The 14,140-nt window shown below is 40.9% G+C and carries 10 protein-coding genes; 4 read left to right on the top strand and 6 right to left on the bottom strand.

Annotated features, from left to right (window positions below):
* Nucleotides 1–23 precede the first annotated feature (23 nt).
* Entirely contained in the window at nucleotides 24–2,537 is a 2,514-nt protein-coding gene (locus tag AB1Z56_RS16355) for a phosphocholine-specific phospholipase C (RefSeq protein ID WP_426789671.1), read from the top strand.
* Between the two features lie 199 nt (nucleotides 2,538–2,736).
* Here AB1Z56_RS16355 and bioB read toward each other — a convergent pair whose 3' ends face one another.
* Nucleotides 2,737–3,819, bottom strand: a complete 1,083-nt coding sequence (bioB, locus tag AB1Z56_RS16350; protein ID WP_426789670.1) for a biotin synthase BioB — start codon at nucleotides 3,817–3,819, stop codon at nucleotides 2,737–2,739.
* Nucleotides 3,820–3,960: 141 nt separating this feature from the next.
* Here bioB and AB1Z56_RS16345 point away from each other — a divergent pair, with 141 nt between their 5' ends.
* A complete protein-coding gene (locus AB1Z56_RS16345) occupies nucleotides 3,961–5,448 on the top strand; it encodes a PLP-dependent aminotransferase family protein (RefSeq protein WP_426789669.1) in 1,488 nt (495 codons plus the stop codon).
* On the opposite strand, the gene AB1Z56_RS16340 is transcribed toward AB1Z56_RS16345, so the two are convergent.
* From AB1Z56_RS16340 to AB1Z56_RS16325, 4 genes are all read right to left on the bottom strand, one after another.
* Entirely contained in the window at nucleotides 5,441–5,965 is a 525-nt protein-coding gene (locus AB1Z56_RS16340; RefSeq protein WP_309366045.1) for a MepB family protein, read from the bottom strand. The two genes, AB1Z56_RS16345 and AB1Z56_RS16340, sit on opposite strands and share 8 nt — an antisense overlap.
* Nucleotides 5,966–6,353: 388 nt before the next feature.
* The gene (locus AB1Z56_RS16335) at nucleotides 6,354–8,324 is read right to left on the bottom strand and encodes a transglutaminase domain-containing protein (RefSeq protein ID WP_426789668.1); all 1,971 of its coding nucleotides are present in this window, start codon (nucleotides 8,322–8,324) and stop codon (nucleotides 6,354–6,356) included.
* A 181-nt stretch (nucleotides 8,325–8,505) separates the two neighbouring features.
* Nucleotides 8,506–9,777: a TonB family protein gene (locus AB1Z56_RS16330; protein WP_426789667.1), complete on the bottom strand. Its 1,272-nt coding sequence runs from the start codon at nucleotides 9,775–9,777 to the stop codon at nucleotides 8,506–8,508.
* On the bottom strand, nucleotides 9,764–10,342 hold the full coding sequence (locus AB1Z56_RS16325) for an RNA polymerase sigma factor (RefSeq protein WP_309366042.1): 579 nt from the start codon (nucleotides 10,340–10,342) through the stop codon (nucleotides 9,764–9,766). The genes AB1Z56_RS16330 and AB1Z56_RS16325 overlap by 14 nt, the downstream gene beginning before the upstream one ends.
* A gap of 80 nt (nucleotides 10,343–10,422) precedes the next feature.
* On the opposite strand from AB1Z56_RS16325, the gene AB1Z56_RS16320 reads away from it, so the two are divergent.
* Nucleotides 10,423–12,285, top strand: coding sequence for a YfbK domain-containing protein (locus AB1Z56_RS16320; protein ID WP_426789666.1), 1,863 nt, complete (start codon nucleotides 10,423–10,425; stop codon nucleotides 12,283–12,285).
* A gap of 283 nt (nucleotides 12,286–12,568) precedes the next feature.
* Nucleotides 12,569–12,979: a hypothetical protein gene (locus AB1Z56_RS16315; RefSeq protein WP_293903748.1), complete on the top strand. Its 411-nt coding sequence runs from the start codon at nucleotides 12,569–12,571 to the stop codon at nucleotides 12,977–12,979.
* A 345-nt stretch (nucleotides 12,980–13,324) separates the two neighbouring features.
* On the opposite strand, the gene AB1Z56_RS16310 is transcribed toward AB1Z56_RS16315, so the two are convergent.
* Nucleotides 13,325–13,987, bottom strand: coding sequence for a DUF6266 family protein (locus AB1Z56_RS16310; RefSeq protein ID WP_309366040.1), 663 nt, complete (start codon nucleotides 13,985–13,987; stop codon nucleotides 13,325–13,327).
* Nucleotides 13,988–14,140 lie beyond the last annotated feature (153 nt).

Here is a 14,140-nt window from a genome sequence, read left to right as displayed (position 1 = left end):
AATCGAAATTATAAATAAGTGTTATGGAAACCAGAAGAGAATTCCTACGAAAGACCCTACTATTTTCGGGAGCAGCCGGTATTGCCAGCTTTATGCCCGCATCTATCCAGAAAGCCTTTGCGATAGACCCTGACCCAGGAAGTAGTTTTTTAGATGCCGAACATATCGTCATCCTGATGCAGGAGAACCGATCCTTTGATCATACCTTAGGTAGTCTTTCGGGGGTCCGGGGTTTTAATGATCCGCGTTCGATACGTTTACCGAACGGTTTACCCGTATGGTATCAAACGGATAAAGAGGGAAAAACCTATGCTCCTTTTCGATTAAATCTGAAGGAAAGTAAAGTGACCTGGATGGGTTCGCTTCCGCATAGTCGAGCAAGCCAGGTGGATGCCTTTAACCAAGGTCGCTACGATCATTGGTTGTTGTCGAAGCAATCAGGGAATAAACAATATGCGGCTATGCCTTTAACATTGGGGTATTTTACACGCGAAGATCTGCCTTTTCATTATGCTTTAGCAGATGCTTTTACAGTATGTGATCAGAATTTTTGCTCGGGCATGACAAGCACTACGCCTAACCGCTCCTTTTTCTGGACGGGTAAGATTACAGAGATGAAAGATGGTTTGCAAAAAGCTAATATTCGGAACGATGACTTTGGCTATGGTAAAATGACCTGGGGAACTTTTCCAGAATTGCTTGAAAAGAATGGAATTAACTGGCGTTTCTATCAAAATGAGACAAGCTGTGGCGGAGGATTTTCCGGACAGGAAAGGGCATGGCTATCCAATTTTGGGTGTAATCTACTGGAGTTTTTTCAGGCTTATCAGGTAAAATTTAAGGAGAACTATATCAGAAGCCTGGAAACACAGGTTCGGGATTTGCCCATGCAGATTTCGAAGTTGGAAGAGAAGTCTCCTTCCTCCGAGGAACAAGCGGAAAAGATACGTGCCGATATTCGTAAAAAAAGTGAGGTACTCGAGCGCGCTGAGACTGAACTCAAGGAATTCAATCCAGAAAACTATAAGAAGTTAAGCGATTTTACGAAGTCATTAAATGAACGTGCATTTACGGTAAATAAGGGCGACAATAATTACAGGTCGCTGGATACATTGCGTTTTAAGGAGCAGGGAAAAAAGAGATCCCTTGAGGTCCCGAAAGGAGATGTTCTTTATCAATTCAGGAAAGACGTAGACAGCGGTAAATTGCCCGCCGTATCTTGGTTGGCAGGTCCGCAGAATTTCTCAGATCACCCCAGTGCCCCTTGGTATGGCGCTTGGTACGTATCCGAAGTTTTGGATATCTTAACGAAAAACCCCGAAGTTTGGAAAAAAACAATTTTTATCATTACTTATGATGAAAACGACGGGTACTATGACCATGTTAAACCTTTCCTTGTGCCTGATTTAAAGAAGAAAGATACAGGAGCATGCTCCCCCGGGATCGATACGGAGGTGGAAATGGTCCGTTTAGAAAATGAGCTAAAACAGGGGATTCCTAAAAAACAGGCACGTGAAGGGGCGGTGGGCTTAGGTTTTCGTGTTCCCATGTATATTGCGTCGCCTTGGTCGCGAGGCGGCAAGGTCTGCTCTCAGCTATTTGATCATACGTCTACTTTGCAATTTTTGGAATCTTTCTTTAGCAGCAAGCTGAAGAAGAATATTCATCTGGATAACATCAGTGCATGGCGTCGGACAATCTGTGGTGATTTGACAGCAGCTTTTACTCCTTTTACACAGCAAAAGGAACAACTTCCTTTCCTTGATCGGGATGCTTATATCGAAACCATATACAATGCACAGTTTAAGGATGATCCCCGGGGTTTCGTCGAGGTAAATGATCCTGAGTTTGCGAAGAAAAATGTGTGGATTCCGGCATTTGACAGAATACAGGAGCGGGGGATTCGAAAATCATTGCAGTTACCTTATGCGCATGATGCAGTGGGTTATGTCCAAGACGGACAGTTTCATCTGACGATGACAGTAGACACCAAGCTTTTTGGAAAAAGAACTGCTGGTACAGCTTTCAATGTTTATAGTCCGCTGGCGTATCGTGATGAACAAGGACAAAGCGAAACCTACCGTAACTGGAATTTTGCGGTGAAGGCCGGTGACCGTTTGGAATACCAATGGGACCTAGCTAAGTTTGAAGGAGATCGTTACGCTTTCGAGTTACATGGGCCAAATGGATTTTATCGTAAATTTTCAGGGAAAAAGGGGGCAGCCGCGATACAGGCAGCGGTAGCTCCGGAGTTTAAAGCGCTGACTCAGGCAGCGACAGGGAAATTGCAACTGAGACTAAAGAACAACGGTGATCAGCGGGTAACTGTAGCGATTGAGAGCCTCAACTATGAAAAATATACCACAACAAAGGAAATCGCTCCCGCTGAAGAAGTTATATTGATCCTGGGTATTGAGAAACAAGGAAATTGGTATGATATTGCAGTAAAGCTTAAGGGAGACAGCAGCCCAGTTATTCAGCTCGCCGGGCGATTGGAAACAGGGGTAGAGAGTACAACCGATCCCTTATTGGCATAATCACGGCTGTTTCAGTAAGGATAGTTGTCATTTCTTATGAAGCTCATTATTGAACGTGTTATCTTCTGTTGCTGTAAATGCATATAAATGTAATCCGGAGACCTTATTTTTTTACATCCTAATAAATAAGGTCTCTGGATCGCGTGTTTCTATATAATGACGAGGATACAACTTCGTATCAGCACTGATCGTACAGTCGTTATTTGTCTTGCTTCTGCTTGGCGAGGTTGCGCTGGATTTTATGTCCCGGTCTCGACCATTTGGGTCTTTCACCAAGATCATGGTAATGTGCTATCTCAGTGGATATGGTTTCGGGTTGATTTTTTTTCTCAAAAGGCTGTTGTGCGACCAGACCTAATATTTTAAACATGTCCATATCTTCGTTGACATCGGGATTGGGTGTGGTGAGGAGTTTATCGCCCGAGAAAATCGAGTTGGCACCTGCGAAAAAGCATAACGCTTGCCCTTCTATACTCATGTTGGATCGGCCTGCAGAGAGACGGACTTGTGTGGTGGGCAATAGAATTCTAGTCGTAGCGACCATGCGTACCATCTCCCAGATGGATACGGTTTCCATGATCTCCATTGGCGTGCCGGCTACAGGGACTAGCGCATTGATCGGTACCGATTCGGGCTGTGGGATGAGTGAAGCAAGAGTAATTAACATGGCAGCCCGATCGGCAATACTTTCGCCCATTCCAATTATGCCGCCACTGCATACCGTTATGTTTGTTTTACGTACGTTTTCGATCGTCTGCAGACGATCGTCATAGCTTCTGGTCGAGATAATTTCTTGATAGTATTCGGCTGATGAATCGAGGTTGTGATTGTAGGCGTATAATCCGGCCTCTGAAAGACGTTGTGCCTGGTTTTCGGTCAGCATTCCTAAGGTACAGCAGACTTCCATGTCAAGTCTATTCAGTGTACGCACCATATCAAGTACATGGTCAAACTCTGGGCCATCCTTCACATTACGCCAGGCGGCGCCCATGCAGATCCGTGAACTGCCACCAGCCTTGGCAGCCAAGGCTTGCTCTTTTACCTGATCTACGCTCATCAACCCTTCGGCTTTTACATTGGTATGGTAACGTGCTGCCTGTGGACAGTAGGCACAATCTTCTGGACAGCCACCTGTTTTAATTGAGATCAATGTAGATACTTGTACTTTGTTGGGGTCGTGGTATTTTCTATGGACTGATGCCGCTTCATAAAGAAGTTCTATAATAGGTTTGTTGTATAAAGCAACGACTTCTTCCTGTGTCCATTTTGGTTTTGTTTCCATATTATTGCTAAGTTTTTATTCTAAAACCAGATCTATTTTGCTTAATGACCATTCGGATTTAGTAGTTAAATGCGATTATTTTTATGATGATTGCAAAGATTATAGTTTAAATGATAACTTTGGTAGTCCGAAATAAATATAATGAGTAGTCCGGTTGGTATAACTTTTCATTCCTTTATTAAGATAGATCGCCGTAAGGACGAAGCTGTCTATCTACAGATCGTTTATCAATTTATTCATGCAGTCAAACGAAATCTATTAGAAGATGGGGATTTGTTACCCGGGAGCAGGAAGATTGCGGATGAATTAAGAGTACACCGAAAAACTGTCGTAGCAGCTTTAGCAGAGTTGCAGGAGCAGGGCTGGGTGAAAATTTTACCTAATCGCGGAACCTTTGTGAAAAATCCCGAACGTAACGGTGCTTCCACATCGGCGATAGAAGCATTTAGACAACCGCCTGATTTTGCGCCATACACTTTCAGGAAGGAATTAATACTGGATATGCCTCTTTTAGAAGCTCCCGAAAAATATTATTTTACGGATGGGATACCTGATTACAGTGTTATTGGAGTGGAGGAATTAGTTCGTTTCTATGCATCAATAGTGAAACGGAAAAAGAAAAGCGATAATTTTCCGACCACAACGGAGGGTAATCTGTTTTTTAGGGACCAGCTAAGTTATTATCTGAACTTAACCAGGGGATTTCATATTTCCCGGAATTTCTTGTTGCCGATTGCCAGCCGCGAACAGATCTTTTCAATTTTATCCCGATTATTAATTCGACCTAACGATATAGTATTGGTGGAAAATTTAAGTTATTTTCTACCCAATATGATATTCAGTCAAGCGGGAGCCAAACTAAAAACCGTTCCGGTAGATTCCGATGGGATGGTCGTAGATCGGATCGGAGATCAATTTGGACCCGGGGAGATCAGATGTGTTTACCTCAATACGAGATGTCAGTATCCAACGACGGTTAACCTTTCCGAAAAGCGGAAAATTCAACTCTTACAGCTGGCTGAGCAGTACGACTTTATCATTATTGAGGATGATGCAGATTTTGAGTCTTCCTTTTTTCAAAAGAAAGGAGAATCGCTTTTCCGGAAAAATGCAGGCAATCGCGTGATTTATACTGGTGCTTTCGGAAGTTTTTTTGACCCCGGCTTCCAAATGAATTTTCTGATCGCGCCTCAGGATCTGTTAGATGAAGGTAGAAAATATCTGAATATCTTCGGGAAGCCGAATTTTATGATTGAGAAAACATTGGGTGAAATTATCCACCAAGGAGATATCTTTCGCTATCAGCGTAAATTTCAGAAAACAATTGCAGAGCGCAAAGAATTGTTTGCCGTATTATTGCGGGGTTATTTCGAAAATAAAGTGACTTTCACAATTCCGGCGTCGGGACTGGCCTTTTGGGTGCAATTTAAGTCTGTTTTCTCATTGACTGCTTTACAGGAAAAGGCACGAGAAAAGGGGTTGTTGCTCCCGAGTAATTGCCTTTATCAAAATAAAACGGTTACTGCGTTGCGATTGGGCTTTGCACATCTTGATGAACAAAGTATGAAGGATGCAATTTATTTGTTAAGGGTAGCTTACGCGGATTTGGTGGAGAGCTCAACTAGCTGATTTGTAATATATGGTTCAATTTTTTTTTGGTTTCCTCGTAAGGACCCATGAAATCCACAAAGTATGTGTGCTGCCATTGTTTACTTTTGGAGGCTTGTTTGTTTGTTGGTATACTCCAGTCTGGATAAACACGGAATCCACGTTTGCCCACTTGACAGCCCGCTGTGAGGATATAATTTTCAATTAACGTCTGTTTTGGAAAAACAAAGAGACCGCAATGTTGGTCCTGTTCCACCGAAATAAGGTAGTAATCGAAATGATCATCTGCAGTAAAGGGAATAGTTTGACCATCATTATCGCGTTTCCAAAGTGCAACGAATAGCCCTATTTTTTTAGGCGTAACCTTTGCTTTTCTAAATTTGAAGCGTTGGTTGTCAAGTTGAAAATCAAAACCAAAATAGGCAGCACCTGCTTGATCTTCGATTAGGGATGAGCAATCACGCGATAGCATGCTTTCGAGTTGATTCAATGTTTTTCTGATCGTTTGGGCGGGCAGATCCAATACTATTTTTCTCATATGTTATTTGCTTTAAAACTGTTGCTTGGGCTCGGGTAAAATGGAAGCCGGGATAGCTCAATATCGAATCGTCGGGATAGTGTAAAGATAGGGAAATAATAACTTTTGGGCAAATTGAAGAATAGCATATCAAAGAAAAAGCCCAGCAAAGAATGTCTGGGCTTTGAGATTATATAAGGGGAATAATACTTGCTTAAAAAGTGAAGACCTAGTCTTCATCGGTGATAATATCATCACCATCCAATTCGAAACCTTCTCCAAGGAAGATATTCTCTAGTTCGAATAAATCTGAATCTTTAATCATTTTACTTTTTTTTGATATTCAAAGTTATCACCCTTATTTAAGATAATCATCAACATAAAATGAAGTTTGTGTTAAGGGTAATGATTATATTTTTTTGAGCACGACATCCAATTTTTCTGCTTGGATGATTCTACTGAAAAACTCTTTTAAATCAAAATACTCTTCCGGCATAAATATGGGTTTGTTTAACTGTGTTGCCGATTCGATTACCAAAACGTCTGGTGCCGTATTACTGATTTTGAAAATATATCGGGCAGCGCGCTCAGGTAGGGCCATACTGATATTTTTTAATTTAGCTTCTGTTGGATAAGAATAGCCTTTTGGCAATTTGATTTCCATGTAACTTTCTTCCTGAACTAAAGACCCAAAGTCAATTGGATAATTCCTCTCGGTTAGATTGAACGGATTTTTTGACATTTTGGTATCAATATAGGGATTGAATAGGAATTGGTCATTTTGCAAGGTTGCAAAATTTTTAATCTCAATTTCAAATTCTTCAGTTAGCGGTTTATCAAGCGATTCCCGATTAGAAACTTTAAAACTATTGATTTTGATGCGATTGTTTTCTTCATCTATTTTTTCGTAGAATTCTTCTTCGGAGTTGCTTCCTTGAAGGCGTTCGCGCATTCTGGAAGCCCCATAACCATTACGTGAGGTAATCCATTTTCCTTTTAATTCTCCATTTTCCGATAGTTCTCCATAGAAGAAATTACTGTAAGTCGAAGAAAGATTTGCATCGAGTTTTACCCAGTTAGATTCACCTTCCAATGGAATTGCTCTTCCTTGATAGTTGACACATTTCATCGGAATATTTCCGAACGTTTCATAGGGGGAGGTGGCATCCAGTAGGTAATAGTTTTCATCTATTTTTACCTGTGCAATCACGTGGTTGAATTCAGATATGGCCGGTGCATAAAGTCCTGCATAGCCATTGTCACGTGTAGATAAAATAACAGGTGTGGCATCTAGCTTAGCGTACCGTAGAGCATTGACGAGTCCGAGGTTGATATCGGCACTATTTCCTGTTCTTTTCTCAATGGCATCTTTGATGTTTTTAGCGTAGATTGAATGTCGATTGTTCCATTTTATTTGTTTTTGAAAATAGGTATACAGCCGTACTGCTTTCTCTAAATCGTCTTTTGAATCCTGCAATATAGGCTCAATGAACTCCTTCAATGCAGTTTTTCTCTTTACTTGTCCACCGAAGCTTTCGTCCTGTACAAGTTTATCTCTTACATTTTCCCAAGTGAGCGAAAAGTCTTTTGTCGGTCCCATTGGAATGCTAAATCGACCAAGCTCGAAAAAGATGATTGACCTGAAATTTTTGGAAGAGGTCATGTAATCTTCGGTATGGAAAGCTGGTATATTTTCCATAATATAGGTGGTTTTACTACCTAAGACTTCTCCAATTTCAGAATTTAAGCCCGTGTTGTAATTTTCTACCTTTCGGTTACTGATGGGGAATCCACCTTTTAAATTGGCTTTATAATGAAAGATTTCAGGAATGCGAGTGACGTATTGACTATAAAGTTTCGGAAGATCTTCCTGAAATTCCCATGCATTTAAGTTAAAGAGAAAGGGGGATTCCGTACGGTAGCGGTATTCAATAATTGTACCTTCTTGGACTTGCGGAATGGCTGCTTTTGTTATCGCATAGTTTTCCGAGGAGTTTTCATTAAAAACATTTGCTTTGGTCATCTCTGTTTCCACGATCTTATCACCGTCGAGGTGGTAGGATGCCCCTTTTATGTCCATGAGGACTTCCCGATCATTTCCACTTTTATACAATGGAATACTGAAGTTAGCGTAATTATAGGCTTCCTTGTTTAATATTTTAATGCGGACGTGCCTGAAAAACTCAACAACAGGACCCTTATTCTTATTATAACTTACTTCGGCTGAGCCATATTCACGCAAGACAAAGGCATTTGCTGCAGTATCTATTTTGTCAACATTAATGGCGAAATCTTCTTTTTTTAGTTTGCCGAATGAAAAATCTTGTGCTTGTAGGTATACACCACTAAGCAGGAGGAGGCCAGTGAAAAAACTTTTCATAAAAAATGACTGTATGGTTAAGAATTATAGGGCTAATTTATGAAATAATTTTAAATCAAACCACCTAGAAATCAAATTGATTAGAAGGATTAATAAGTCGAAAGATTTCGACTATTTACTTGTTCAGATAGCGAGATAAATTTCTGTTGTAACGGATCAAATACACCCTCAGGTAGTTAATTTATAAGGTGAATTCGAAGGTTAACGTAACATATCGGTAGTCTTCTCCTTTCCATTTAGGGCCTGAAAGTAAGATTTCTTTCGCCTTAGTGTCAAGGTAGTCATTGGCACTCTGAAGAATACTGATATTGGTCGGCAATCCATCTTTATCGATATAGAAGCTTAGACGAACAGTACCCTCGTAGCGGCTTTTGGAAGTTTTTTTCTTGATATAGTTATTGAACGATTTCCAGCCCCAGATAGGTTCAGCACTTTTTGATTTGCGTGAAGACATGGTTGTGACGACGACTTCATCAAGTGAGTTGCTGGAAGGTTGCAGTTTGATCGTCGTATTTTTGCTGCGACGCATATTCAATGCAACAGTGTTGTAGCCCAGAGCCATGATGTCGACGAGTGAATCCATTGTACTAGGTTGGATGGTCGCTTGTCCCTGTGCGTCGGTATTTGTAGCAAACTTGCTATTGGGTTGAATGATTGTCACTCCCGAAATAGGTAAGCCTGTCTCCTTGTCCCGAATAGTAAGTTGTAGCGGTGTACCTTGTTGTTGTGGAATCGAAATACCTGGCGCTCTGCCTGCAAGTGTATTGCTTAAACTTGAGGTTCCCCGAATCATAATCGTTTGGGAAGCATCTTTTTTCTTTGCCATTGGCGCATAACCGATAACAATTGTACTGTCTGTAGGCCTTAATCCAAATACAGGGCGATCATTATTGAGACCTTCCTTCATTTCTTCCAGTGATTTTACGCGTAGGGAGGGTTCCCGTGATAAAATTGTGACCTCCTCTTGTGGATGTTGTTCACGAAAACGGGGGCTGTTGTTATCTGCCAATTGTGGCGAACGATCTTGTAGTTCGATTTTTGACTTGATATCATCCGTGATCCTGGTAGAATCCGCTCCAATAACCTTTGTTTTTGGCTTATCCTGAGTAACGTTTACGTCAGCAGTACGTTTCCCTTCGGATGTATTTTTTTCCTGCTGCCGGAAAAGCACAATACCTACTCCCAAAACGATTACTGCAGCGGCAGCGATGGCCAGTCTTTTCCAGTCAAATACTTTTATTTTAACAGCTTTATCCCTTTTTGCACGTTGGCTAATCTGTTGATTGATTGCTGCAATTACGGTTTTATTTTGATCCATCTCTATACCCATCAGAACATCCGCCAACATGGGGTCACGCTGTGCCTCACGCTCAATAGCGTACATCTCCGTAGGAGATAGTTCACCGTTGACGTATTTCTTTAAGTATGCTATGTCGTAATTACTGTTGCTCATTCCAAGCCTCCATGCAATTTTTTAAATTCCGTTTCCCATTTTGGATATAACTCTTTACTTCGTTCAAGCTATAACCGGTAGATTCACTAATCTCTTTGTAACATTTTTCCTCTAAAAAGAAGAGTCTGACCGACTGTTGCTGTTTTTCTGGCAATTTGCCCAGACAGCCTTCCATAGCCGTTAACTGTTCTTCTTTTTCATCATATTGTTCATACTGATGCATGTCTCCTGGAAATTTCACAAATTCATCCAAAGAAATTTGAGATTTGTTCTTTTGAGACCTTAAATACATCAGGCAATGATTCTTGCTTAATACATAGAGCCATCTCGGAAAATCCTTGATTTCTTGCTTATTGACCTTATATATTAATTCTTCAAAGATATTCATGACAGCATCTTTGCTCAGTTCGGAATCTTGGAGATACCTTAAGCAAACGTAGTATACCATCTCCGTATGTCGCTGGAATAGATCGCCCAATACCTGGAGATCCATGGACTCCTGATAGTGCAACAAGAGCTCATGGTCTTGCGGTGTATCTATTTTTGACGACTTGAATGCAAACATTTATTGGTTAAAAATATTTTTTTTTTCTGGTTTATGGAAATTTAATATTTACGGCATCCCTTGGCAAAAATGTGAATGATATGAGAACAATACTTTTTATGATAGGCTTGTTGCTATCCTTAGGTGGATACGCCAAGCAAGGATATGAAGTCAGCGGTAAGGTGGTGGATGCAAATACGGGAATTGCTCTGGCTGGTGTGCAGGTAAGCAATGCTGTAACAAAAGTGCGGGGCCTGACCGATGATAAAGGAAATTATCGCATTCAGGTCCGTGATGGTAAAAATACCTTGGTTTTTAGTTACATCGGATATCTCGAGCAACGTGTAGCGGTCAACCATCGGTCAACGGTTGATGTGGCCTTGGTGCAGCAAAACAATACACTGGATGAAGTTGTGATAACCGGATCTGAGCGCAAAGCAAAGCGCCAGACCGCACCGATGATGAATGTTAATGCAGCTATGTCTGGGCAAGTATCGGGCTTGTATATTAGAGGAACGGGTTATGTGCCTAATCAGAACCAAGAATCTTATCAAAAAATAAAGGAAAATAAGTTTATCAATCCCCGTAAAGAACCTTTATCAACGTTTGCGGCCGATGTTGATGCTGCTTCCTATAGTAATGTACGTCGTTTTATCAATTCGGGAACACTACCTGAAAAAGATGCGGTACGGGTTGAAGAGATGATCAATTACTTTCAGTATCAAGTAGCCGGACCTAAAAATGGTGAACCTGTAAATATCGTCACCGAATTGACGAAGGCGCCCTGGAATACCGCGCATCAGCTTATGCGCGTCACGTTAAAGGCGAAAGATATACCTACGGAAAAGCTTAAAGCTTCTAATCTGGTGTTTTTGATTGATGTTTCTGGGTCAATGATGGGACCGGGGCGTCTGCCTTTGGTGAAAGCTTCGCTGAAGATGTTGGTCGATCAGCTTCGTGATATAGACCATGTAGCTATTGTGACTTATGCCGGATCGGCAGGGGTAAAACTGGAGAGTACGCCCGGTGATGAAAAGATGAAAATAAAATCGGCTATCGAAGAGCTCGAAGCCGGCGGAAGTACTGCTGGTGCTGCAGGAATTAAGAAGGCTTACGAAATTGCGAAGCAACAATTTATCAAAGGTGGAAACAACCGGATTATTTTGGCTAGTGACGGCGATTTCAATGTTGGGGAGAGCAGTGACGAATCGATGGAAGAACTGATTGCCAAAGAAAGTAAATCAGGCGTTTTCCTTACGGTACTTGGTTATGGCATGGGGAATCTGAAGGACAGTAAGATGGAAATCCTGGCAGATAAAGGGCATGGGAATTATGCCTATATAGACAATATTTCTGAAGCGCGGAAGGCGATGGTGACCGAATTTGGGGGAACGTTGTTTACTGTTGCAAAAGATGTCAAGATTCAGGTCGAATTCAATCCAACTTATGTGCAAGCTTATCGCTTGGTGGGATACGAAAACCGCTTGCTGGAGGCTGAGGATTTCAATAATGATCAAAAGATGGGCGGTGATATGGGGGTAGGCCATGTGGTGACAGCCTTGTATGAAATTGTACCTGTCGGTATTGAGTCGGGAATGGTCGGAACGGTAGATCCATTAAAATATCAACAGCATGCAAATCAGGTAGCTGGACGGAGAAATGCTGAACTGGCAACAGTTAAATTTCGCTACAAGGAGCCTGGAGGGGAGAAAAGTAAGTTGCAGCAAAAGGTGGTAGGAACTGCGGTAACGGAGTTGAACACTGTGAGTGAAGATTTTCGTTTTGTAACTGCGGTAGCGGAACTTGGTTTACTACTTCGGGACTCTGATTTTAAGCAAAAGGCCAATTTTGACCAGCTGATCGTGCGTGCAAAAGCTTCTAAAGGAAAAGATGAAGAAGGTTATCGTGCTGAATTTATCCGTATGGCTGAAAATGCGCGGGACTTATCGAGATCGAAGGAATAAATTAAGATAAGAATATCCAAAAGTATTTTCAGCAAATGCAATCGAAAGGCTGCTGCTGAAAATACTTTAGTTTTTGGGATCATAGACAAAAAAGTAAATAAAATCTATATTTTTAGGCCATAAATAAAAGGAACGTATTTTGCTGTTGTGACTGATGTTACACGCTATTTGGATGAGGCGATGAATTGGATGGCTTTTTTGGTGAATAGAGGTCACGTGTAAAGGAATCGATCAGGCTGTCGATAGTGAGGCAAAATATGCGGGAATAAAAAATAATAAATAAATGAAGAATTTCTTCTTGTGCTTTTTTTTGGCGATTGGTATTGCGATACCTACAGTAGCCCAAAACGCCGGTTTGAATAAACAGCAGACGATGGCCTATATTAACAAGCTGTATAAAGTAGCTTATCATTATAAGGATACAAAAATTGATACGGTGACGGTAGACGGAAGAGTGCTGACAGTCTTTCTTTCCAGTGGCCAGCATTTTCGAAGCGATATTGCCAAATCAGATGTACTTGTCATTGCCAGGGTAAAATCAGGGTATCAGATTCGATTCAAGTCGTCGCCAAGCACGGATGAAATTTTATGGGCAATCCAAACAGAAGATGATGCCAAACGTCTGAAAAATGCGCTGGAGCATCTGATTAAAATTGTAAAAACAGAGAAAAAGACAGATCCTTTCGGTAGTTAAGTACTTTAGAAGCGTTCTGGTCGGATGAACACTAGAATGTTCGGCAAGGTATGAGCTTGCCGAACTGAATAGAGAAAGTAGTAGGGCTTGCACATGGATATGTGTTGAGGATTGCTGAGGGGGTAACCAAATGCCTACTAGATATAAAGACGATTGGCTTCATGGCCGAAATTGATGTGGCTGTTGAAACCATCGATTGTAAATCACATCGCTTATACGAAGTAAGCATATTTACATGAATTCGGTGTTAAAATGTTGTTATCTTATTGTAATTAAGTGTATTGTATTTTTGTTGTTGAATTTCTTTATTTATCCTTTTAATGAATTGTCTTGCCATGAATACCTTTATTTCCTTTCTAATTTTATATTGCCCAGATAACAGCTATTCATGCTCCGGTTTGTCCCGTCGCCAGCAATAAATCCCAAATATAGATGATATATATCGCTGTGGGTTATTGCTGGTAAGCGAATAGATTCTTTTAAATCCGTGATATAGTTTTCGAGTAAAACACCTTGTGAAGCGTTTATCGAATTCTCAGGAACTAGCAGTACTAAGGTTCGAAAATATGTTAGATCTTCATCCATGAGCTTTTGTGGGTTTTTTAACTCCCAGTTTATATGAATATTTTCTTCCTGCAATTGAAATAACGCTCCAGTAATCTCAGCATCCAGTCCTCTGCTTATGGCGATTTGATCATAATTGATGTGAAAACCATCATCGTCCTGTTGTATGGCATGTTGAAGGTTATAGGACATAGCCGCATTAAAAGCTGTCATATTTTTGGCGTAGTTTGCGAAGCCCAGCCGTATAACTTTTTTGTAGGGACTTAAGAATTGCTGCATAAGTCCAAATTTGTTTCGGTTGTTAACTTCCTTATCCGAAAGCGGCCTTCTTTTATTCACTCTTGGAAGAGATCGGACATAGTTGATTTCTTTCCATTTACAAAAAACAACTGCCCCGACTTTACCAGAAGGAGGACCGTTTATACCGTGTTTTACATTTGCCATAGTATTCAATTAAAGTTCATAGGCTTTACTAACGTACAAGTGGTGGATAAGTTTATACCAATATCTTAATTTATTGTAAGTAAACTGTTACATTCTAGGGAACTAATAGGGAGTTGAAACGCTTTCATCCGAATGAGGTCCCTATAAAGTACG

This window comes from Sphingobacterium sp. WOUb80 (assembly GCF_050058145.1).
Classification (GTDB): domain Bacteria; phylum Bacteroidota; class Bacteroidia; order Sphingobacteriales; family Sphingobacteriaceae; genus Sphingobacterium.
Note: the sequence above shows the minus strand (reverse complement) of the source record. Positions and strands in the feature narration are given on the sequence as shown.